A 23,179-nucleotide genomic window follows, 5' to 3' on the forward strand; every position below is an offset into this window, starting at 1 on the left:
GCGCTGCTCTTCGAGCAGTTTGTTGTTGGCCAGCAAATTTTTGCGACGATCGGCCAGCTCGACTTTGATCTCTTCCATCGCCTGCACAATGCGCTCACGCGGGGTAACGTAGTGCGTTTTGGGATAAATAGTAAAACGCGGCACCTCGGTGGAAATCTGGCCGGTCAACGGATCGAACAGTGACAGCCTCTCGACCTCTTGATCGAACAGCTCGATTCGCAGCGCCAGATCGTCAGACTCCGCCGGGAAGACGTCGATCACTTCACCGCGCACGCGGAAAGTACTGCGCTGAAATGCCTGATCGTTACGCGCATACTGCAGCTCGGCCAGACGACGCAGGATCGCTCGCTGGTCAATGATCATACCCTTGGTGAGATGCAGCATCATTTTAAGATAGAGATCGGGATCGCCCAGGCCGTAGATAGCCGACACCGACGCTACAACGATCACGTCTTTGCGCTCCAGCAGCGCTTTAGTTGCGGAAAGACGCATCTGCTCGATATGTTCGTTTACCGACGCATCTTTTTCAATAAAGGTATCCGAGCTCGGCACATAGGCTTCAGGCTGGTAGTAATCGTAATAAGAGACAAAATATTCCACCGCATTCTCGGGGAAAAACTCTTTCATTTCGCCATAAAGCTGGGCTGCCAGCGTTTTGTTAGGCGCCAGCACCATGGTAGGACGATTCAAATCGGCAATCACGTTGGCGACGGTAAAGGTTTTGCCCGAGCCGGTCACACCCAGCAATGTCTGATGTGCCAGACCGTTCTCCAGCCCTTCTTCAAGACGGCGGATCGCCTCAGGCTGATCGCCCGAAGGTTTAAATTCGGAATGTAATTTGAAAACTTTGCTCATTGCGGGCTACCTGAGATGAGAACGTGCGAGACAGGTCAGGAAGTATGGAATACTCCCCCACTATGTCAAATGGATCACTTTCCTGCGAATTTACCGCTGCATCAGCCTGAGCAGCGTTTTGGTCAACCATTATACTGGATAAAAAACCAGTCTCAAGTGGCTATTTTTTGTTAAACGGTTAAGTTGTTCATTTTAGGGCAACACGTCCTCCTCTTTTCCCCATCAAAGGACATTTATCCCCAGATTTTGTCGCGACTAAACTTTTACAAGGTCTGCTGACGAAAATTTACACAACCTTGCAGGCAAATTATTAGCGCTATTGACTTTAATTAAGCTGTTGAAAAATATAAATTTACTTAAAAAGCTGCGAATGCGGACAAACTAAGCTCAACCCGCGCCCTGACTCGCCTGTAGCAAGTTTTATGTCTCTCATGCACAAGGTTATCCACAGGAATGGTGGATAACTCACAGCGCGCCGCACGGGACCTGCGTTGACAAAAATCGACATTTTCCTAATCCGGACTCGTTTGGCATTTTTTTAGTTATTTTTTTACACTTTTATTTCTTTATATATTCAGATTTGACCTAGAAAAGGTCGATCTTTTAGATTGCAAAATCAGTATGTGCATCCTATCGGGACTTTTCTGCTCTTAAGTCGGTTTAAGCTTGCACCAAAAATTGCGATCTCGGCACTGGCAAAGTGCACCTCAGGATCGCGGATCTCACATAAACATTATCCCTGATAATGAATTGCCCCTTCCCCCTACTTGCGCAGCCTTACAAAACCTCAATCAATAGTGTTTAGGAGTTATCTTTTTAAACTTGGCCCAAGAGTTGCAACATTACTTCAGCAGGTAACCTTTACGAATTATCTGCTGTGTTATCTAAAACAACTTAACTCTCTACTTTTTTAGCAACAGTGAATGCTTTTAAGGCCAAAAAACGTCAGTTTTAGCCGTTTAGCACTGCGGGATAGCCGTTTGTCACCTGTTAATGCTGTTGAAATACGAGACTTAAACGGAATTTAATCCTGTGTTAACAGATTAACGGCATCGTAAAAATGTCAGAAATATGACAGGGGTCGTCAATGATGTGTTCAACGGAACGCCTAATAAGTGAGGAACAACTGATGCTAAGCGTAAAAGCAGTTAACCAATTTTATGGTCAAAACCATATCCTTTGGGACATCAATCTCGAATTGTATCGCGGACAATGTAATTGCCTGATCGGCCGCAACGGTGTTGGCAAAACGACGTTGATCAACTGCATCATGGGTCATTTACCCGTGAAAAGTGGATCGATGACTTGGCAGTCGGCCAATCATGAACCGCAGAATTTGCTGATGATGCCGGTGGAAACCCGCGCGCAGATGGGGATTGGCTATGTACCTCAGGGGCGACAGATTTTCTCGCAGATGAGCGTGGATGAAAACCTGCAGATTGCCATGATGGCCGGGCGTAACAAAACCCGCCGCGTTCCTTCGCAGGTTTACGATCTGTTTCCTTCGATGAAAGAAATGGGTTCTCGCAAGGCCGGAGAACTGGATGAAAGTCAGCAGCAGCAACTGGCTATCAGCCGGGCGCTGGTGCAGGAGCCAGAGCTGCTGATCCTCGATGAACCAACAGAGCATACCAGCGAGGCGATGGAAGCCAACATGGGCAATATTATCCATCGTCTCAACCGCGACCTTGGCCTGACATTGCTGCTGGTCGGTCATAAACTGCCGTTTATTCGCAGCGTCGCAGACCGTTTCTGCCTGCTGGACGGCGGGCGCAACGTCGCTCAGGGCACGCTGGAACAGCTGGACGATAATCTGGTGAAAACTTATCTTACCGTCTGACGCTTAGGCCAAAATCAAAGCTTTCAACGAAAGATAGCGGCCATGATCGTTAAATTGATGATGTTGAAGATACGGGATCTCGCCCAGTAGTGGCGCAGGCAGCAGCCGGGTCAGGGTTGCAAGATAAGCCTGATGATGCTGCCCCGTTTCCTCTACATCATTGGCGATCCAACCCGCCAGCTTTAGCCCGCTTCGCAAGATAGCCTGCGCGGTCAGCAGCGCATGGTTGATGCAGCCCAAACGCATACCAACCACTAATATCACCGGCAACTGCTCGTCGATCACCCAGTCGGCGAAGGTGTGCTCCTTGTTAAGCGGCGTAAACCAGCCTCCCGCGCCCTCTACCACGACCCAATCGGCCAAAGGTTCCAGCTCACGCAATCCCCGGGACAGCTCCGCCAACACGATAGCTTTGCCCTCAAGCTCGCTGACAATATGTGGCGAGGTCGGCTCACGAAAGGTATAAGGATTGACCTGTTGGTAGCTCAGCGCTACTGAACTGTTAGCCTGTAGCGCCAGCGCATCACTGTTGCGCAGGCCTTGTGGCGTGATTTCACTGCCCGAGGCGACAGGCTTGTAGCCCGCCGTGGTGAAACCCGCCGCGGCCGCAGCCTGTAAAAAGGCGCAAGTAGCCACTGTTTTGCCGACTTCAGTATCCGTGCCGGTAATAAACCAGCGCTGCTTGTCGATCGCCCTATCCATTATTCTTCTTCAACATAAATAATCCCGTAAACCAAACGATAGGTCAGCGGCAGTTGCCCATCCTGACGGGCAAAATGCTGTTCGACACTTGCCAGACGGGACCGTCCGCCCAAGCCGCCCAGTCGCCCGCCTTTGATATGGGTAGCCCCAATGCCCTTGAGCGAACGCATCAGGCTCATCACATCAGGAAACAGCGCAGTATGCTGACTGAACTCGACGTGATGGGTAAAGGGCGCGCAGGCTTCGGCGATTTTATCCGGCGTAAGAAACTTGTTAACGTGAGGACGGCCATCGACCTTCATCCACGCCTGCGACAGCTCAAGCAGAGAATGTTCTGCCAGAGTCGAGAACAGCACCACTCCACCCGGACGCGTTACCCGCACCAGCTCTTGCAGCGCGCGCGGCAACGCATTGCACCACTGCACGGCAAGATTGCTGAAACTGACGTCCACCGAGTTGCTTTCCAGCGGCAGGCGCTCAATGTCACCGGGTAAATAATGTGCGGCAGAATTTAACTCCCGCGCCCGCGCCAGCATGCCCTCGGAGAGATCTAAAGCGGTGACTGTTTTACCCAACGCCTGCCAGCAACGGCTGAAATAGCCCGTGCCGCAACCGGCATCCAGCACTTGTGGCCCTAATTCAACGCCCTGTTGCTCAGCCATGGCTATCAGGGTTTCGCCACTCAGACGCTGCAACTCTGCGGCACCTTCGTAGCTGTGGGCCGCACGACTAAACGCATTGGCGACCGCTTTTTTATTCACTAATTCGGTAACTGCACCCATTCAGGGACTCCAGCAAAATATCAATATCTTCAGGCTGATGGGCAGCCGTCAGGGTCAGACGCAACCGTGCACTGCCTGGTGGCACCGTCGGCGGGCGAATCGCGCTGACCCACAGACCCTGCTTGCGCAACCGCTGCGCCCATTGCAGTGCTGGCTGATTCTCACCGATGATCAAGGGCTGAATCGCGCTCGATGAATCGGCAAGCTCTAGACCCAACTGCCCGGCACCCGTTCTAAAACGGGCAATGTTATTGGCCAGTTTATCACGCAGGTCATCGCCTTGCTGAATACATGTCAACGCGGCCTGTAACGCACAAACCTGGGCCGCGGGCATTGCGGTGCTGTAAATCAGATGGCGAGCAAACTGCAACAGGTAATCGGCGGTAGCTTCATCGCATAGCACCGCCGCACCGCTGCAGCCCATCGCTTTTCCAAAGGTCAGCACCAGCAGCTCGGGTTTAATCCCTTGCTGCCAGCAGCTACCGCGACCTTGCTCGCCCAGTACGCCGACGCCGTGTGCATCATCGACCATCAGCCAGCCGCCGTATTGTTTTGTCAGCCTATGCAGGGCGGCCAAAGGTGCCGCATCGCCGTCCATGCTGAAGATACCTTCGGTGACTACCAGTGTTTCTCCCGCCAGAGGCTTTTCCAGCAATCGTTGTAATGCCGCAGGCTGATTGTGGGCAAAACGCCGCAACTGGGCCGGGGAATGCACCGCCGCCTCCAGCAGCGAGGCGTGACTGAGTTTATCGGCGAGGATCCGGTCTTCTCCCTGCATCATCGCCGCCAACACCGCCTGATTAGCGGCAAAACCAGAGATAAAAAGCAAGGCGCGGGGATAACCCTGCCACTCCGCCAGCTGCTGTTCAAACTGCTGATGTACCTGAGAAAAGCCGGTAACGTGGCCTGAACCGCCGCTGCCGACACCATATTTTTCCGCACCGCGCTGCCAGGCGGCGATCAGCTCAGGATGCTGCGACAACCCGAGATAATCGTTACCGGAAAAGTTCAGATAGTGGCGATCGCCCTGTTGCAGCCAGCGGCCATTGCCGCCGTGATTAGGCTGCCGCTGGCGAAAAGCGTCGGCCTGTCGCCGCTCGGCAATCGCTGCATCAAAACGCGCATGCCACGACATCATCAATGCCCCCATTGCTGGTGACGAAAACGAAACCTTGGCATAAACCGCAGCCGCACGTTAGCGCGCAGCATTGTAAAATTGCTCGCTGTCGGCATGCAGCAACTGTGAACTCAACGCCTGCTGCTGTTCTTCATCGCCCATTTCGGTGGCGAAATTTTGTGGATTCAGGCCAAGCTTGCCGAACAGGATCAGGTCTTTATCTTCTGCCGGATTCGGCGTAGTCAGCAGTTTGCAGCCGTAGAAAATCGAGTTTGCACCGGCCATAAAGCACATCGCCTGCGTCTGCTCGCTCATTTGCTCGCGACCGGCGGAAAGGCGCACGTAAGATGTCGGCATCATGATGCGCGCAATCGCAATAGTACGAATAAAATCAAACGGATCGACGTCGGCGTTATCGGCCATCGGGGTGCCTTTAACCTTGACCAGCATGTTGATCGGCACACTCTCGGGCGGCACCGGCAGATTCGCCAGCTGCATCAGCAGGCCCGCACGGTCTTTAACCGTTTCTCCCAGTCCGACAATCCCCCCCGAGCAAACTTTGATCCCCGCACCACGCACTTCCTGCAACGTATCCAGCCTTTCCTGATAGCTGCGAGTCGTGATTACGCTGCCATAAAATTCCGGCGAGGTGTCGAGATTATGATTGTAAAAATCCAGCCCGGCGCTCGCCAGACGCTGCGCCTGCAAGGTATTCAGCGTGCCCAACGTCATGCAGGTTTCCATGCCCAGCGCTTTGACGCCCTGCACCATCTGCTCGAGATACGGCATATCACGGTCGTGCGGATTCTTCCACGCCGCGCCCATGCAGAAGCGAGTCGAACCCGCAGCCTTGGCCTGGCGCGCCGACTCCAATACTTGCTGAACTTCCATCAGCTTCTCGGATTCAAGCCCGGTTTTATAACGCGAACTTTGCGGACAGTATTTGCAGTCTTCTGGACAGGCACCCGTCTTGATCGACAGCAGCGTGCTGACTTGCACCTGTCGCGAGTCGAAATGTTGACGGTGAATCTGCTGCGCTTCAAACATCAGTTCCAGAAAGGGTTTTTCGAATAGCGCTTCTGTTTGCTCATAAGTCCAACGAGGGCGGGTTGTCATAAGACATCTCCAAAAGTAATGATATACCGTCAACCATTTTTGATTTATTTTAGTTTACGGTCAACGTAATATTTTATTTTTGGTTTACGACTAATTTTCGACCTGACTTTTGCAAGGAATTTTCATGACGCCCGCCGACCTCGAATTTGATCAACGACATATCTGGCATCCCTACACTTCTATGACCCAGCCACTGCCAACCTATGCGGTGGAATCTGCGCAAGGGGTGCTGCTCAATCTGGCCGATGGCCGCCAACTGATTGACGGCATGTCATCCTGGTGGGCCGCAATCCACGGCTATAACCACCCGCAGTTAAATCAGGCGGCAATTGAACAGATTGGCAAGATGTCGCACGTAATGTTTGGCGGTATCACTCATCCGGCGGCGATCGCGCTGTCAAAACAGTTGGTAGCCATCACGCCAGAAGGCCTGGAATGCGTATTTTTGGCTGATTCAGGATCGGTGGCAGTTGAGGTGTCACTAAAGATGGCAATGCAATACTGGCAGGCGCGCGGCGAAAAACGTCAAAAGCTGTTAACCCTGCGCCACGGTTATCACGGCGATACTTTTGGCGCGATGGCAGTGTGTGACCCGCAGAACTCGATGCACAGTCTGTATCAGGGATATTTGCCAGAACATTTGTTTGCCCCTGCGCCTCAGTGCCGTTTTGATGGCGAATGGCATGCAGAGGACATTGCACCTTTTGCGGCACTGTTGAAAGAGCATGAAAAAGACATTGCCGCAGTCATTCTTGAGCCGGTAGTTCAGGGCGCAGGCGGGATGCGAATTTATCACCCCGAGTATCTGCGTCAGGTGCGAAAACTTTGCGATGAAACAGGCATTCTGATGATTGCCGACGAGATAGCGACCGGCTTTGGCCGCACCGGCAAGCTGTTCGCCTGCGAACATGCCGGGATCGCACCGGACATTCTTTGTCTCGGCAAGGCGCTGACGGGCGGCTACATGACACTGTCCGCCACGCTGACGACCCGCGAGGTCGCTAACGTCATCAGCAATGGCGAAGCGGGATGCTTTATGCACGGCCCGACTTTTATGGGCAATCCGCTGGCCTGCGCCGTCGCCAGCGCCAGCCTGTCATTACTGGCGGAAAACCGCTGGCCGCAGCAGGTCGCAGCAATTGAAGAGCAGCTTAACGCCGAGCTTGCGCCACTCAAACATCATCCGGCAGTGGCTGATGTGCGAGTGTTGGGAGCGATCGGCGTGGTGGAAATGCGCCAACCCGTGGAGATGGCACGCCTGCAGCAGCATTTTGTTGCGCAAGGAGTGTGGATCAGGCCGTTTGGCAAACTGATTTATCTAATGCCGCCGTACGTGATTACCCCTGAGCAGTTGCGTCAGCTCACGCAGGCAGTGGCCAGCGCTCTGCAACAGCTTTATTAAAGCTTGCTGCCCGTGCGAACTGAACTTTGCCGCAGGTGCGAGCTAAACCTTGCCGCCAGTACGGACTAGTTGTCGCGAGGCGGCCAGCAGGGTATCAAGCCTGTTGCGGCTTTCACCAGCCTGCTGATTGAGAAAATCGATGGCAACCTGCAGCGCCGGGCTTGGATTATCGGGGTAAAGCAGTTGATAACTTGCCCCGCTGGCGACACAAAGAGTAAACGGCGCGATCACTCTGTGGGCCTGCAAATCATCCTCAATCAGCGTGAGATCGCCGATCGCCACGCCGTAACCTTGCAACGCCGAGTTAATCGCCAGATCCAGGGTGTCAAAATGCTGGGACTTGCTTGAGGGAAGTACCTGTACGCCAGCGGTTTTAAGCCAAAGCAGCCAGTCACGACGATCGCGGGTCGGATGCAGCAGCGTTTGATCCGCCAGACTGCCAAGCCCGATATCTTCTGTCTTTGTCCTTAGAAGATCAGGCTTTGTCGCTAAAAGATCCGGTACGCAAACGGGCGTCAGTACTTCATCGAACAGATGCAGCACGTTGGCCGCATTCTCAACCGGTCGTCCAAACACCACCGCCGCATCAAAATGTTCGCTGCTAAAATCCACCCCATGCGCCACCGAAGCAGTGAGCTCGATCTGCATATCCGGACGATCGTTTTGCAGCTGGATCACCCGCGGTAACAGCCAGCGCATCGAACAGGTTGGACACTTGATGCGCACGGTATCAGGATGACTCGCTACCCTTTGCAGCGCCTCGCCCATTTGTGTCATGGCCATCTGTATCGGCGGCAACAGCTGCGCACCTCGCGGTGTCAGCGTCAATCCCCTTGCCTGCCTGACAAACAGCGGATACCCAAGATGCGCTTCTAGCCCGGTGACCTGCCTGCTTACCGCACCTTGCGTGATGTGCAACAGCTCGGCGGCGCGCGTCAGATTCAAGGCTTGAGCAACGATGACAAATGTCTTGAGCAAGTTTAGCGGCGGTAAATTGAGTGCCGAATTTGGCACAGAATGAGGCGAAAAATCCGAGTGTGAACGCATTGTGGTTTGGCTCCAGCCATGACGTCAGATCATGGTAAGTATGACAAACTTTCTATTGTGGACCTAACGAATCTATTGCTTAATCAAACTTCACTATTCTGCCCATCCGTTACTGCACACAGGAGTTAGCATGAAAAGCGCCATGTCCCCGCAGTCGAAATTACCCGACGTCGGCACCACGATTTTTACCGTTATTGGCCAGCTAAGCGCCGAGCATAACGCACTTAACCTGTCTCAGGGCGCGCCAAACTTTTCATGCCAACCTGCGCTGATTGACGCCGTAGCCCAGTCGATGCGTGCAGGCAAAAACCAGTATGCGCCAATGAGCGGCGTTGCGGCGCTGCGTCAGGCACTGTCTGCCAAGGTCGAAGCGCTGTATGGCAGCCATTATGATGCCGACGAGGAAGTCACCATTACTGCCAGCGCCAGTGAAGGGATTTATTCTGCCATCAGCGCGCTGGTTCATCCGGGCGACGAGGTAATCTATTTCGAACCGGCCTTCGACAGCTACTCGCCGATTGTCAGACTGCAAGGTGCAACGCCAGTGCCGATCACTCTGTCGATGGAAGATTTCAGCATCAACTGGGATGAAGTGTCGAGCGCTATCAACAGCCGGACGCGGATGATCATTATCAACAGCCCGCACAACCCGACGGGCGCGATTTTCACCCAGCACGACGTCGACAGACTCACCACGTTGACCCGCAATACCAACATCGTGATCCTGTCCGATGAAGTCTACGAGCACGTGGTTTTTGACGGCGAACGTCATGAGAGCATGGCGCGTCATGCGGAACTGGCCGAGCGCAGCGTAATTGTTTCCTCGTTTGGCAAAACCTATCACGTTACCGGCTGGCGCGTGGGCTACACGCTGGCCCCGGCGGCGCTGATGGACGAGATCCGCAAGATCCACCAGTTTATGGTCTTTACCGCCGATACCCCAATGCAATACGCGTTTGCCGAGGCGCTGGCCAGTCCGCAAAGTTATTTGGGACTGGCTGATTTTTATCAGCAAAAACGTGATTTACTGATTAATGCGTTGCAGGGGTCACGTTTCGAACTGCTGCCAACGCGCGGCAGCTTCTTTATGCTCGCCAGATTCAGTCATTTCAGCCCGCTGAGTGACGATGAGTTTGTGCTGAGTCTGATTCGCGATCATCAGGTTTCCAGTATTCCGCTATCGGCATTTTACAGCGGTAATAAACCTACTGGACTGATTCGCCTAAGCTTTGCCAAAGACGATGCGACATTAATTGAAGGCGCGCGCCGTTTGAGCGGCGTTTAAAACATCACTTCTGGAGCAATAAAAATGCATAAATTGAAAAGCCTGATGCTGCTGAGCTGTGCCTTGGCATCTTTTTCTTCCCTGGCTGCAAGCTCGACCATCAAGTTTGGCCTTGAGGCGCTGTATCCGCCGTTTGAATCCAAATCGGCCACTGGCGAGCTGCAAGGGTTTGATATCGACGTCGGCAATGCGGTCTGTGCGGCGGCAAAGGCCAAATGTGAGTGGAGCGAAACCTCGTTCGACGGCCTAATCCCTGCCCTTCAGGCGCGTAAGTTCGACGCCATCAACTCGGCCATGAACGCCACCGATAAACGTCGTCAGGCGATTGATTTCACGAATGTTATTTATCGTATTCCGACCAAACTGATTGCGAAAACCGACTCTGGCCTGCTGCCGGATGCCGCGTCGTTGAAAGGCAAGCACATTGGCGTGTTACAGGGTTCGATTCAGGAAACTTATGCGCAGGCTCACTGGGCGCCGCAGGGTGTCGATATTGTGTCATATCAGGACCAGGATCAGGTCTATCTCGATTTGACCTCAGGCCGTCTTGACGGAACGCTTGTCATGGCACCGGCGGGCCAGAAAGGCTTCCTCGATCGTCCAGACGGCAAGGGTTATGGCTTCGTCGGCGATTCCGTGCGTGATGACAAAATCCTCGGCAGCGGCATTGCTTTTGGCGTGCGTAAAGGCGATACCGCCAACAAAGAGCGCCTCGACAAAGCCATTGCGCAAATCAAGCAAGACGGCGTCGTTACCCGGCTGGCGAAAAAATATTTTGGCGATCTCGACGTAACTGCCAAATAAGCTTGAGGTTTCTCCCGCCACTATCATCAGATGGTGGCGGATAACTTGACCATTCCCCGCAATAATCCTTTTATTATTATTCATTAACAAAATACTCCTGCCAATTCCTGTACCTTGCCGCGGGTCCTCTGTAGTGTCGCTTCCACGTTTCGCCTTGCGTTCTATACTTATACTTGGTGGAAGTTTTTAAATATAAGGAATCAGTATGTCTCAGAAATCATCCGTTAATCGTCGCTTCGTTCTCGCCTCTCGTCCAACCGGTCTGCCAGTGGCAGAAAATTTCCGTCTGGAAGAAACCGAGCTGCCAAAACCGGCAGAAGGCCAACTGCTGCTGCGCACGGTGTATCTGTCGCTTGACCCTTACATGCGCGGTCGTATGAGTGCCGGTCCTTCTTATGCGCCACCGGTTGAGATTGATCACGTCATGACTGGCGGTGCCGTATCGCGCGTAGTTGAATCTAAAGACGCCAACTTCAAGACCGGTGACTGGGTGGTAGCCACCAACGGCTGGCAGGATTACGCAGTGGTTAATGCCAAAGAAGCCAGAAAACTCGAAGGCGCTGCACTGAAGCATCCTTCGCTGGCACTTGGCGTGCTCGGCATGCCTGGCTTCACCGCCTTTATGGGGCTGTTGGATATCGGCCAGCCAAAAGCCGGTGAAACAGTGGTCGTTGCCGCAGCAACCGGCCCGGTCGGCTCATTGGTTGGGCAAATCGCCAAGCTTAAAGGCTGTAAAGTGGTGGGTATCGCCGGTGGTGAAGAGAAGTGTCGCTACGCGGTCGAACATTTCGGTTTTGATGAATGCCTGGATCACCGCGCGGCCAATCTCCCACAGCGCCTGAAAGAAGCCTGCCCGCGCGGCATTGACGTGTATTACGAAAACGTTGGAGGTGCAGTGTTTGAGGCGGTGTTACCTCTGCTCAATACCAAGGCTCGCGTACCGGTGTGCGGCGTGATCGCGCAATATAATGACGTCGACAACAAGAAAGGTGGCGAGGCTATGACCCTGCTGACCAACACTATCTTGAAGAAACGCCTGCGCGTTGAAGGTTTCATTATTTTTGATGACTACGGTCATCGCTATCCAGAATTTGCGGCCCAGATGAGTGAATGGTTCTCGGCCGATAAAATCAAATTCCGCGAACAAATCGTTAAAGATTTGGAAAGTGCGCCAGCCTCGTTGAATGACGTTTTGCTGGGCAAAAACTTCGGCAAGATGGTGATTCAGGTAGGCCAGGAAGAAGCCTAAGTTTTTACAGGTACGTTACTGAAATCATTGGAGATAGATGATATGAAATTACTTATGGTATTAACTTCTCACGATAAACTTGGCGATACCGGCAAGAAAACCGGATTCTGGCTCGAGGAATTCACTGCCCCTTACTATGAATTTCTCGACGCTGGTGCGGACATCACTTTGGCCTCCCCCAAGGGGGGCCGACCTCCGCTTGATCCAAAAAGTGATGAAGCGGATTCGCAAACCGAAACCACAGAACGTTTTCGTCACGACAAAGATGCCCAAAAACTTCTGGCTACCACCCGCAAGTTATCGGAAGTTTATGAAAGTGACTTTGATGCGGTGTTTTATCCCGGAGGTCACGGTCCACTGTGGGATTTGGCGGAAGATGCTGATTCTATTGCGCTAATCGAGGCCTTCTGGCGTGCCGACAAACCCGTGGCTGCTGTGTGTCACGCGCCCGGCGTGTTCCGCCATGTCGAAATAGATGATTTACCTCTGGTCAAAGACAAGCATGTTACCGGCTTTAGTAACAGTGAAGAGGAAGCGGTTCAGCTTACCAATGTTGTGCCTTTCCTGGTTGAAGACGAGCTGAAGAAAAACGGTGGCGAATACAGCAAAGCGGCCGACTGGCGTCCTTACGTGTTGGTTGACGGCAAGCTGATCACCGGCCAGAATCCGGCCTCTTCCGCAGGCGTTGCTCAGGCATTGTTGAAAATGTTAGGCTCGGTCTGAAAATTTCAAAGCGTAAATTTAACCAGTTTGCAGGGGATATAATGGCTTTTACGATTAAAAGTAACGATCTCAAAGACGGCGACAAGATGCCTAATGGTCAAGTATTCAACGGCATGGGTTATCAGGGTGACAACCTCTCTCCCCACCTAAGCTGGGAAAATGCCCCGGCCGGAACCAAAAGCTTTGCTATCACCTGCTACGACCCGGATGCGCCGACGGGCTCTGGCTGGTGGCACTGGGGCGTCGCCAACCTGCCTGCCAGTCTGCATGAGTTGCCTGGCGGCGCTGGGTCGGACAAGGGCGGCCTGCCTGCGGGTGCAGTGCAAACGCGCACCGATTTCGGCAAAGCGGGTTACGGCGGTGCTGCACCTCCGCAGGGCGAGCATCATCGTTACATCTTCACTGTCTACGCGCTCGACGTTGAACATCTTGAAGTCAGCGAAGAGTCCAGCGGTGCTTATCTCGGCTTCAACATTCACTTCCACACGCTGGGCAAAGCCTCTCTGACGGTGATTTATAGCTAAGATTGACGCTTTTTTGTTTGCACAATAAATATTTTCTAATGATAAAATCCGGTTTGTGATACAAAACAACCATGTTTTTGTCTGGGAAGTTTGTAAGCTGCAACCCAGTTAGCAAAACAAACCGCATTCGAAATGATAAGTGGTCAGCCGTGCTGGCCGCTTTTTTTGTGCATCAAGGAGTCAGACACAGTGAAAATTTCCACCCTGTCGCGTGCCAGCGCTGCTTTATCCGCCACATTGCTTTTGGCTGCCTGTAGCCATAGTCCGGAAAATCAATCTACTCAGATTGCACCGGGCACCGCGGCACTGCCAGTCCTGAGCGCCGATGAAGCGGCAAACTATACGGCGAAATCCTATCTGGCCTTTGGTGGGCCATCCGTTCAAGTGCAGCAGCAGGGCTGGACGCCAGTGCTGGCAAAAACCGACGGCGTGAAAAAGGTTTACGTCGTCGGTCCCAAGAAAGGGGCTGACGGCGCAGAGTTCACCTCAGTGCAACAGGCCGTTGAAGCTGCACTGGCTGACCACAATCACGGCGAACGTGAATACATCAAAGTTCTGCCAGGCACTTATACCGGCGCGATTTACATCCCTGCCGGTTCTGCGCCAATCAGCCTGTTTGGTGCCGGTGACAGTGCCGACCAGGTGGTGTTGCAGCTTGGTTTGGAAGCGGGCGTAGCGCCTGCGGATTACCGCAAGTCAGTCAATCCAAACGGCGAATTCCTGCCGGGCGATCGCGCGTGGTACATGTACAACCTGTGCGCCAATCCGCAAAACCAGACCCTTGGTGCAAGCTGTAGCGCAACGCTGTGGTCACAGGGTAATGGCCTGCAATTGCAGAACCTGACCATCGCCAACAGCTTGCAGGACAGCACCGACGCGGGCGAACATCCTGCTGTTGCGCTGCGCGTTGACGGCGATCGGACGCTGCTGGAAAACGTGCACCTGCTGGGCCGCGAAAACACCCTGATGGTCAATACTGCCGACATCAATAATAAACCGGTAACCAGCCGCTACAGCCGCGTTTACGTGCACAACAGCCTGATTGCAGGCGATGTAGATTATGTGACCGGACAGGCTGACGCCGTGTTTGACCACGTTGAATTCCACACTCTTTCGAGCCGTGGCGTTAAGCAGGCCAGCATTTTCGCACCGATTACTCCAGCTAATGTGCCTTACGGTTATCTAGTCACCGACAGTAACCTGACTGCCGATAAAGGCTTTGCAGGACAAGGCGCAGCAGCGAAAGCGATACTGGGACGATCGGTTGATTTAGGTGCAGATCAGGGCGGTTACACTGCCGGTTCAACGCCAAACGGCCAACTGGTGATCCGCGACAGCCAGATTGATGCGACCAGCTATAACCTGCAACAGCCGTGGGGCGAAGCGCTTTACTCTCAGCGTCCGTTCTCTGGCAACGTGGCACCGAACCGCAATCTTAATGACGCCGGCTTCAACCGCCTGTGGCAGTACAACAACACCGTGCCTGCGGTGAAATAACGTTCTACGACAAGACGTTAAAAATAAAAACGCCAGACTCGTCAGCCTGGCGTTTTTTTTCGATCCTGAAAAGCAAACAGACTAGTGATGCAGCTCGATAATAGTGACCCACATCGCGCCCTTGCCGACCGGATAGGTCTTAAGGCGAGTCAGTTTGCCTGTGGCCTGATCAATTTTCGCCACTTCAATATCAGGGGATTTCTGACCGGCGGTTATCACATATTTGCCGTGATGGTCGATATTGAAGCCGCGTGGCTGTGTCTGGGTTGGGTGATGCCCTACCAGCGTCAACTCGCTGCCATCGGCAGACACTTTAATCACTGACAGCGTGCTTGCGGTTCGGTCGGAGGCATAAAGATACTGGCCGTCTGTAGTGATATGCAGATCGGCAGACCAGCGCTCGCCGCTGAAATCAGCAGGCAGGATATCCAGCGTTTGCACGTTCCGGTATTCGCCGCTGGTTACGTCTTTCTGGTACGCGTCCACGGTGCCATTAAGCTCATTGACGCAGTAGGCGAAATGCTGATTTGGATGGAACGCCATATGACGCGGGCCTGCGCCTGACACAGTAGAAAGTTCGGCAGGCTTGTGCGCGGTTGCTTCGCCTTGCAGATTAAAATCGAACAGGCGGATATGGTCCTCTTTCAGCGCCGGGATCATCAGCAATTGATTGGTCGGATTCATATTGGCCGAGTGCGGAGCCTGCAGGTTTTCAAGCACCTGATGCGGAGCCAGTGCCACGCCATCATCGCCAATCTTGTGGATGCTGACATTGTTGTAACTGTAGGAAGCGCTGAAAACAAAACGGCCTTGTAAATCGATACCAAGATGCGTTGGGCTGCCTGGTAAAGGTGCTTGCCCAGCCAGTTCCAGCTTGCCGTCGTGGCCGATGTCATAAGTCACAATGGCAAATTCCGGGCGCACGCCGACATAAAGTTGACGTGAGTCCGGCGAGGCAACCATTGGCTGAACCTGACCCGGAACTTCCACCACCTGTAGCAGTGAAAGCTCACCGTCTTCGTGGAGGTTGAAGGCGTGAATCTGCTGACTGTCGGGACTGGCAACATAAACGACTTGTTTCATCATATCTCCTTATTAAATCTGAAAATGGGTACGTTTTATTAAAAGAGCAGGGTTTCAGCATAGCTTAACACCTTGCCAAAGCATTAGCCCTTGATGCGAGGTTTTAACATTTAGATTTAAGGTGTAACATCTATAGCCTTAATTTTAGACAATGACACTCTGCTGGAACCGCTCATGACTTACCGCGTTATCGCGCTCGATCTCGACGGCACGCTGCTTGACCGTCAAAAACGTATTCTCCCTGAATCTCTGGCTGCTTTGGCTGACGCGCGCGCTGCGGGTGTTAAAGTCATCGTGGTGACCGGACGCCATCACGTGGCAATCCGTTCGTTTTATAAAACCTTAGAATTAGATACTCCGGCCATTTGCTGCAACGGCACTTATCTTTATGATTTTCAGGCGCAAAAAGTGTTGGCCTCCGATCCGCTGGATAAAATCAAAGCCAAAAAGGTGATCGACCTGCTGGAGTTTTACGGGATCCACGGCTTGCTGTACGTTGATGATGCGATGCTGTATCAGCAGACCAGCGGCCACGTTGAACGTTCGATTATCTGGGGAAAAACCTTGCCAGAAGGCCAGCAGCCGACGATTAGTCAGGTCAACAGCCTGCGTGAAGCCGCAGACGAAGCACAGTCGATCTGGAAATTTGCTACCTCGCATCACGATTTAGACGCTTTGGAAGCCTTCGCACAACAGGCCGAGAAAGAGCTGGGTCTCGCATGCGAATGGTCATGGCACGATCAGGTTGACGTCGCCAAAGGTGGCAATAGCAAGGGTAAACGCCTGCAACAGTGGGTAGAATCTCAAGGGATAAGCATGAGCGAAGTCATCGCCTTTGGTGATAATTTCAATGACCTTAGCATGCTGGAAAACGTCGGCCTTGGCGTGGCGATGGGTAACGCCGTTGATGAGATTAAGTTACGTGCCGGGCTGGTGATCGCCGACAACGAACAACCGGGCATTGCAGATGTGATCCGTACAAAAGTGCTTTAGAGTATTCTAGCCCGTGAAAAATTGCGGGTTATCCATAAAAAAACCCGGCGTGATGACCGGGTTTCATTAGCAATAGGCAGAGATTCAGCTTTTAGGTTCGCTGTGTGACTCTTTTGAGTGACCGACTTTGGAAATCACGTTAAACAGCTCGCCCATGCCGTAAATCAGACCTAATACCAAGGCGATAAAAATAGGCACCATAATTATCGCAAACAGCAAACTTTCCAGTAGTTCCAACATGATAGCCTCTCTTCGCTAAAGCATCAGCCTTTTAAGCAAATGCAAAAATATGTAACTAATCTTAACAGCGTTTTGGCTGATTTACTTTAGCTTTTCGCCAACTCTTTAAGAACTCCCAGCAATCGGCGACAATGCCCTATTATCAAGTTATGCCTCAAACCATAACTTTTGCTGACGCCAAGGTTGGACCCTCATTTATGCAAGCTGAAATCCTGTTAACCCTGAAACTGCAACAGCGCGTGTTCGCCGACCCGCGCCGTATCGAATTACTTAAACAGGTAAAAATTACCGGCTCAATCAGCCAAGGGGCAAAGCTGGCCGGAATTAGTTATAAAAGTGCCTGGGATGCGATTAACGAAATGAACCAGCTAGCCGACCAAACGCTGGTTGAACGCAACACCGGCGGCAAAGGCGGTGGCGGCGCGGTGCTGACTCGCTACGGCGAGCGCCTGATCCAGCTGTTTGATTTACTTGCCCAAATCCAGCAAAAAGCTTTTGATGTGCTTAAAGATGACGGCCTGCCCCTCGACAGCCTGCTCGCGGCGATCTCTCGTTTCTCACTGCAAACCAGCGCGCGTAATCAGCTTTTTGGTACAGTCATCGAGCGCGACCATGAAGAGGTCCAACAGCATATCAATGTCCTGCTTGCCGATGGTAAAACGCGGATTCGTGCCGCTCTCACACAACAAAGCGCCGACCGTCTTTCTTTGCTCCCGGGCAAAGAGATCCTCGCACTGATAAAAGCGCCGTGGATAAGCCTGAGCTATCAGGCCAGCAATAACGATAACGCGCTGTTAGGTAAGGTTCAGAGTATCCAGCATGGTGCGGATAACTGTGAGGTACTGATTGCCCTGCAAGGGGGCGAAATTCTGTGTGCCACTCTGGCGACTAAAGAAGTCGATAAAATGGCACTCAAAGAAGATGCAGAGGTCTACGCACAATTTGATGCTGACAAGGTGATTATCGCCACGCTGTGCTAAAGCTATTATTAATCAATATCTTGCATTTTTAGCGCTGACAGTTTGCAGAATTGTCAATTGACTTGGGCCGGTGATGAGCTTATCCCTAAAATTCTTAATGATTCATTTTAATAAGAATCTCAGGGTATAAGACCCCGCGCGGGCAACCCCAAGGTCATAAGCAGGCAGGAGCAAAATGTCATCTTTATCTATTTCACAAGCCATTTTCCGTCTTAGCGATACGCGCACTCTCGATTTACCCGAGTTAACCTTGCGCCAGGGTGAAACCTGGTCTTTCGTCGGCTCGAACGGTAGCGGAAAATCGGCCCTGGCGCGTGCCATTGCTGGAGATTTGGTGTTATTGGAAGGCTCGCGCAACAGCGATTTCGGCAGCATTGTTCGCCTCTCTTTTGAGCAGTTGCAAAAGCTAGTCGCCGACGAATGGCAGCGCAATAACACCGATATGTTAAGCGCCGATGAAGACGATACTGGCCGAACCACTGCTGAAATTATTCAGGAGCAGGTCCATGATGCGGCCCGCTGCGAGAAGCTGGCGGCGCAGTTTGGTATTGCGCACCTGTTGAGTCGACGCTTCAAATATCTTTCAACTGGCGAAACACGTAAAACGCTGCTGTGCCAGGTATTGATGCAACAACCCGATCTTTTGGTGCTCGATGAACCGTTTGACGGGCTGGACGTCAAGGCGCGGGAACAGCTGGCGGAGATGCTGGCAGAGCTTGCCGCTCAGGGCCAGACGATGGTGCTGGTATTGAACCGCTTCGATGATATTCCTGATTTTATCCAATACGTTGGCGTGCTTGCTGACTGCTCTTTGGCGTCTGTCGGGCCGCGTCAGCAAGTGTTGTCAGAGGCGTTGGTTGCCCAGTTGGCGCATAGCGAAACGCTGAGCGGGATGAATTTGCCCGAAGCTGAGGATCCGACCCAGAAAGCCCTGTTGCCTGCCGATCAACCGCTGATCGTACTTCGTAATGGTGTGGTTCAGTACAACGACAAACCTATCTTGCACGGGCTGACTTGGCAGGTTGATGTGGGACAGCACTGGCAAATCGTCGGTCAAAACGGAGCCGGGAAATCGACCCTGCTAAGCCTTATCACTGGCGATCATGCACAGGGTTACAGCAACGATTTAACCTTGTTTGGTCGCCGTCGTGGCAGCGGAGAAACCATCTGGGATATCAAGCGCCATATCGGCTATGTCAGCAGTAGCCTGCATCTCGATTACCGCGTCAGTTCAAATGTTCGCAACGTAATTCTATCCGGATTCTTTGATTCGATTGGCATTTATCAGGCCGTTTCCGATCGCCAACAGCAGCTGACCACCCAATGGCTGGAACTGCTTGGATTGGGCGGACGCACGGCTGATACGCCATTCCATAGCCTCTCCTGGGGTCAACAACGACTGGCGCTAATTGCGCGTGCGCTGGTCAAACATCCTGCCTTGCTGATCCTCGATGAACCATTACAAGGTCTTGACCCGCTTAACCGCCAATTGGTGCGACGCTTTATCGACGTGCTGATCGGTGAAGGCAACACCCAGCTACTGTTCGTTTCCCATCATGCGGAAGATGCCCCGCAATGTATTTCGCATCGACTGACTTTTGTGCCGGATGGGGAGATTTATCAATACCAGATTGATGAGCTGGATCGCGGTTAGGTTGGTTTTAGATTGGGAATCTAAAGGCAACTTTTTGTTTTAGGGATTGGGGCAGCGCACTAGGGTTTAATTCAGCATCTTGTGCTGCGCACGGCCTTTAATGCTGCGCATGGCTTAGGTGCTGCGCACGGCCTTTAGCTTAACTTCAAATTCAACTTCAACTTCAACTTCAAATTCAAATTCAAATTCATGCGCTGCGCTTACTGGGCTGCGGCCCAGACCGCCTCAAGGGTGGCCCTTGGGCCGCCACCCTTAAGAATCCCGGGCCCCTTTTCTCGCGACCAGATTGGTGCAAAAAAAAGTAGATCTTTTCAGAAGCCCACGTGCGTGGCGTTGGCCACGGCCCTGCGGGCTGCCTTCACTCAGTCGGGAGCCAAAAGCGTCTCCCTTTCCTTCGCTCAGCGTAGGCCTGAGGCCGCCAATAGCAGCTAAAAAGAAAAACCGGCAACTCTACGGCGGTCAAAAGCCGATCTCACAAAGATAGATCTCTTAGGTTTGTTCGAGACTAAATATAACTTTTGATTTCGTTTCTGAATTAATAAAACCGATATTCACAAAATGTCACCTTCAAATGAAAGTTTTTGTCAGAAGAAAGGCCTTTTGACCTCAGCTTAGGTTGCCGGTTTTTCTTTAATAGCCCTGATTGGCGGCCTCGGGGCGGCGCTGAGGGAGTGAGAAAGACGTTTTTGGCTTTCGAACAAACGAGGGGACCGCGCAGCGGCGCGTCCAACGCCACATGCGGTGGCAACTGAAACGAACTCATCGTCTGGTGCCGTACAGGCAAACGACACCCAAAACGCGGAGATGCAAGAGGGCTCGCCCTGGAGACCTCTTGCCCGGTTCCGGCGCGGCCGGTTAAATGCTCATTGAATTTAGTGAACCGGAAAACGGCTCAGAGTTTAATGGCTTTAAAAGTTACTCGCGTCCAACGCAACTCTTGATGCTGCGCACGGCCTTTAGCTTAACTTCAACTTCAACTTCAACTTCATGCGCTTCGCTTACTGGGCTGCGGCCCAGACCGCCTCAAGGGTGGCCCTTGGGCCGCCACCCTTAAGAATCCCGGGCCCTTTTCTTGTGACCAGATTGGTGCAAAAAAAGTAGATCGTTTCAGCAGCCCACGTGCGTGGCGTTGGCCACGGCCCTGCGGGCTGCCTTCACTCAGTCGGGAGCCAAAAACGTCTCCCTTTCCTTCGCTCAGCGTAGGCCTGAGGCCGCCAATAGCAGCTAAAAAGAAAAACCGGCAACTCTACGGCGGTCAAAACCCGATCTCAGAAAGATAGATCTCTTAGGTTTGTTCGAGACTAGATATAACTTTTGTTTTCGTTTCTGAATTAATAAAACCGATATTCACAGAATGTCACCTTCAAAAAGAAAACTCTTGTCAGAAGAATGGTCTTTTGGCCTCAGCTTAGGTTGCCGGTTTTTCTTTGATAGACCGAATTGGCGGCCTCGGGGCGGCGCTGAGGGAGGGAGAAAGACGTTTTTGGCTTTCGAACGAACGAGGGGACCGCGCAGCGGCGCGACCAACGCCACACACAGTGGCAACTGAAACGAACTCATCGTCTGGTGCCGTGCAGCTAAGCGACACCAAAGGGGCGCGGAGATGCAAGAGGGCTCGCCCTGGAGACCTCTTGCCCGGTTCCGGCGCGGCTGGTTAAATATCCATTGAAATTATTGAACCGGAAAAACTCCTCAGTGATTATTGACCTTAAAAAGCCCATGCGCAGCATCTAAAGCCCGTGCGCAGCACTCAAAACGCGGAGATGCAAGAGGGCTCGCCCTGGAGACCTCTTGCCCGGTTCCGGCGCTGCCGGTTAAATGACCATTAAAATGAGTGAACCGGAAAAAACTCCTCGGTGATCATTGACCTTAAAAAGCCTGTGCGCAGCACCCAAAACGCGGAGATGCTGCCAGTTAATTGACCATTGAATTTGGTGAACCGGAAAAACGCCTCATAGTTTATTGGTTTAAGAATTGATACAGGGCATTGACCACAAGAGTCAGCCTGAATAATTGATTAAAAACCAACCTCGAAAATTGCCCCAAAAAAACAATTTTGCAATAAAAAAATCACTGTAATCGATTACACTATCCGTATCCCAAGGGTTCAAAGGGGATTATCCCCTTCCCTATCCCCATGGTAGGAAGCCTATCACAGTGGTAAACTAGAGGTGTAAACGATTCCATTTTATAAGATGGATCACCTTTTTGCGCACCACAGCATGATATTGTTACCCACATCATTTCCATCAAGGAGTCGATATGTACGTTCTAGTGACAGGTGGTAGCGGTTACATTGGTAGCCACACTTGCGTTCAATTAATTGAAGCGGGCTATTCGCCAATCATTCTGGATAACCTTTGCAACAGCAAAGCCAGCGTTTTGGAACGCATCACTACTCTGACGGGTAAAACTCCCGTTCTGATCCAGGGCGATATTCGCGACCGCGCATTGCTGGACAAAATCTTCAGCGAATATAAAGTCGATTCGGTTATTCACTTTGCCGGCCTGAAAGCCGTGGGTGAGTCGGTGAACAAACCGCTGGAATATTACGATAACAACGTTCACGGCTCGCTGGTGCTGGTCGAAGCAATGCGCGCCGCTGGCGTGACTAACCTCATTTTTAGTTCATCGGCCACAGTTTACGGCGATCAGCCTAAAACCCCTTACGTTGAAGATTTCCCAACCGGAACGCCTTCCAGCCCTTATGGCCAAAGCAAACTGATGGTTGAGAAAATCCTGCAAGATTTGCAGCGCGCGCAACCGAACTGGAGCATCTCTCTGCTGCGCTATTTCAATCCAGTCGGTGCACATCCGTCGGGCCTGATGGGTGAAGATCCACAAGGTATCCCCAACAACCTGATGCCGTTTATCGCGCAGGTTGCCGTAGGCCGTCGCGAGTCGCTGTCAGTATTTGGCAACGACTATGACACTCCAGACGGTACCTGTCTGCGTGACTACATTCACGTGGTCGATCTGGCCGATGGTCACATCGCCGCGATGAAAACCCTGCATGACAAACCGGGCGTACACATTTACAACCTCGGAGCAGGTGTCGGCAAGAGCGTTCTTGATGTTATCAATGCCTTCAGCGAAGCCTGTGGCAAGCCGGTGAATTACCACTTTGCCCCGCGCCGCGCTGGAGATCTGCCAGCTTATTGGGCTGATCCGGGCAAGGCGGCCAAAGAGCTGAATTGGCGTGTAAGCCGTACTTTGGAAAACATGGCGGACGATACCTGGCTGTGGCAATCAAAAAACCCACAGGGCTATCCAGATTAAGGAAAGA

The 23,179-nt window shown here is 52.4% G+C and carries 20 protein-coding genes; 12 read left to right on the forward strand and 8 right to left on the reverse strand.

All coding sequences use genetic code 11. The features are described from left to right. Nucleotides 1-855, reverse strand: an 855-nt coding sequence (locus tag SPM24T3_RS21095; protein ID WP_009638859.1) for a DEAD/DEAH box helicase family protein, incomplete at its 3' end; no start/stop codon positions are given. 1,129 nt (nt 856-1,984) lie between these two features. Here SPM24T3_RS21095 and SPM24T3_RS21100 point away from each other — a divergent pair. Continuing rightward, nucleotides 1,985-2,695: an ABC transporter ATP-binding protein gene (locus SPM24T3_RS21100; RefSeq protein ID WP_009638860.1), complete on the forward strand. Its 711-nt coding sequence runs from the start codon at nt 1,985-1,987 to the stop codon at nt 2,693-2,695. A 3-nt stretch (nt 2,696-2,698) separates the two neighbouring features. Here SPM24T3_RS21100 and bioD read toward each other — a convergent pair whose 3' ends face one another. The 4 genes from bioD to bioB are packed head-to-tail and all read right to left on the reverse strand — an operon-like array spanning nt 2,699 to nt 6,412. Continuing rightward, entirely contained in the window at nt 2,699-3,397 is a 699-nt protein-coding gene (gene bioD, locus SPM24T3_RS21105) for a dethiobiotin synthase (RefSeq protein ID WP_009638861.1), read from the reverse strand. Then, on the reverse strand, nt 3,397-4,179 hold the full coding sequence (gene bioC / locus SPM24T3_RS21110; protein ID WP_009638862.1) for a malonyl-ACP O-methyltransferase BioC: 783 nt from the start codon (nt 4,177-4,179) through the stop codon (nt 3,397-3,399). Before bioC ends, bioD begins: the two co-directional genes overlap by 1 nt. Further along, the gene (gene bioF / locus SPM24T3_RS21115) at nt 4,151-5,314 is read right to left on the reverse strand and encodes an 8-amino-7-oxononanoate synthase (RefSeq protein WP_009638863.1); all 1,164 of its coding nucleotides are present in this window, start codon (nt 5,312-5,314) and stop codon (nt 4,151-4,153) included. Before bioF ends, bioC begins: the two co-directional genes overlap by 29 nt. 60 nt (nt 5,315-5,374) lie before the next feature. After that, complete coding sequence (gene bioB, locus SPM24T3_RS21120; protein ID WP_009638864.1) at nt 5,375-6,412, reverse strand: biotin synthase BioB; 1,038 nt, start codon at nt 6,410-6,412, stop codon at nt 5,375-5,377. Between the two features lie 124 nt (nt 6,413-6,536). On the opposite strand from bioB, the gene bioA reads away from it, so the two are divergent. Then, nucleotides 6,537-7,814, forward strand: a complete 1,278-nt coding sequence (bioA, locus tag SPM24T3_RS21125) for an adenosylmethionine--8-amino-7-oxononanoate transaminase (RefSeq protein ID WP_009638865.1) — start codon at nt 6,537-6,539, stop codon at nt 7,812-7,814. 42 nt (nt 7,815-7,856) lie between these two features. On the opposite strand, the gene SPM24T3_RS21130 is transcribed toward bioA, so the two are convergent. Further along, nucleotides 7,857-8,861 (reverse strand): LysR family transcriptional regulator, encoded by a 1,005-nt coding sequence (locus tag SPM24T3_RS21130; RefSeq protein WP_009638866.1) that lies wholly within the window; start codon nt 8,859-8,861, stop codon nt 7,857-7,859. A 130-nt stretch (nt 8,862-8,991) separates the two neighbouring features. On the opposite strand from SPM24T3_RS21130, the gene SPM24T3_RS21135 reads away from it, so the two are divergent. The 6 genes from SPM24T3_RS21135 to SPM24T3_RS21160 all read left to right on the forward strand — a co-directional run bounded on the left by SPM24T3_RS21135 (nt 8,992) and on the right by SPM24T3_RS21160 (nt 14,943). Beyond that, the gene (locus tag SPM24T3_RS21135) at nt 8,992-10,146 is read left to right on the forward strand and encodes a methionine aminotransferase (RefSeq protein WP_009638867.1); all 1,155 of its coding nucleotides are present in this window, start codon (nt 8,992-8,994) and stop codon (nt 10,144-10,146) included. 24 nt (nt 10,147-10,170) lie between these two features. Continuing rightward, entirely contained in the window at nt 10,171-10,950 is a 780-nt protein-coding gene (locus SPM24T3_RS21140; RefSeq protein ID WP_009638868.1) for a transporter substrate-binding domain-containing protein, read from the forward strand. A gap of 205 nt (nt 10,951-11,155) precedes the next feature. Beyond that, nucleotides 11,156-12,199, forward strand: coding sequence for an NADP-dependent oxidoreductase (locus tag SPM24T3_RS21145; protein ID WP_009638869.1), 1,044 nt, complete (start codon nt 11,156-11,158; stop codon nt 12,197-12,199). Between the two features lie 42 nt (nt 12,200-12,241). After that, nucleotides 12,242-12,922, forward strand: coding sequence for a type 1 glutamine amidotransferase domain-containing protein (locus SPM24T3_RS21150; RefSeq protein ID WP_009638870.1), 681 nt, complete (start codon nt 12,242-12,244; stop codon nt 12,920-12,922). Between the two features lie 41 nt (nt 12,923-12,963). Then, the gene (locus tag SPM24T3_RS21155) at nt 12,964-13,446 is read left to right on the forward strand and encodes a kinase inhibitor (protein ID WP_009638871.1); all 483 of its coding nucleotides are present in this window, start codon (nt 12,964-12,966) and stop codon (nt 13,444-13,446) included. Between the two features lie 189 nt (nt 13,447-13,635). After that, complete coding sequence (locus SPM24T3_RS21160) at nt 13,636-14,943, forward strand: putative acyl-CoA thioester hydrolase (protein ID WP_009638872.1); 1,308 nt, start codon at nt 13,636-13,638, stop codon at nt 14,941-14,943. A gap of 81 nt (nt 14,944-15,024) precedes the next feature. On the opposite strand, the gene pgl is transcribed toward SPM24T3_RS21160, so the two are convergent. Next, the gene (gene pgl, locus SPM24T3_RS21165) at nt 15,025-16,026 is read right to left on the reverse strand and encodes a 6-phosphogluconolactonase (RefSeq protein ID WP_009638873.1); all 1,002 of its coding nucleotides are present in this window, start codon (nt 16,024-16,026) and stop codon (nt 15,025-15,027) included. Nucleotides 16,027-16,200: 174 nt separating this feature from the next. Between pgl and SPM24T3_RS21170 the strand changes: the two genes are divergently transcribed. Further along, nucleotides 16,201-17,019, forward strand: a complete 819-nt coding sequence (locus tag SPM24T3_RS21170) for a pyridoxal phosphatase (RefSeq protein ID WP_009638874.1) — start codon at nt 16,201-16,203, stop codon at nt 17,017-17,019. An 84-nt stretch (nt 17,020-17,103) separates the two neighbouring features. Here SPM24T3_RS21170 and SPM24T3_RS24900 read toward each other — a convergent pair whose 3' ends face one another. Then, a complete protein-coding gene (locus tag SPM24T3_RS24900; protein WP_009638875.1) occupies nt 17,104-17,259 on the reverse strand; it encodes an AcrZ family multidrug efflux pump-associated protein in 156 nt (51 codons plus the stop codon). Between the two features lie 197 nt (nt 17,260-17,456). Between SPM24T3_RS24900 and modE the strand changes: the two genes are divergently transcribed. The 3 genes from modE (at nt 17,457) to galE (ending at nt 23,172) form a co-directional block, all read left to right on the forward strand. Further along, the gene (gene modE, locus SPM24T3_RS21180; protein ID WP_009638876.1) at nt 17,457-18,239 is read left to right on the forward strand and encodes a molybdenum-dependent transcriptional regulator; all 783 of its coding nucleotides are present in this window, start codon (nt 17,457-17,459) and stop codon (nt 18,237-18,239) included. 175 nt (nt 18,240-18,414) lie between these two features. Beyond that, the gene (gene modF / locus SPM24T3_RS21185; RefSeq protein WP_009638877.1) at nt 18,415-19,893 is read left to right on the forward strand and encodes a molybdate ABC transporter ATP-binding protein ModF; all 1,479 of its coding nucleotides are present in this window, start codon (nt 18,415-18,417) and stop codon (nt 19,891-19,893) included. 2,262 nt (nt 19,894-22,155) lie between these two features. Next, complete coding sequence (galE, locus tag SPM24T3_RS21190; protein ID WP_009638878.1) at nt 22,156-23,172, forward strand: UDP-glucose 4-epimerase GalE; 1,017 nt, start codon at nt 22,156-22,158, stop codon at nt 23,170-23,172. Nucleotides 23,173-23,179 lie beyond the last annotated feature (7 nt).

This window comes from Serratia sp. M24T3 (assembly GCF_000257645.1).
Classification (GTDB): Bacteria; Pseudomonadota; Gammaproteobacteria; order Enterobacterales; family Enterobacteriaceae; genus Rouxiella.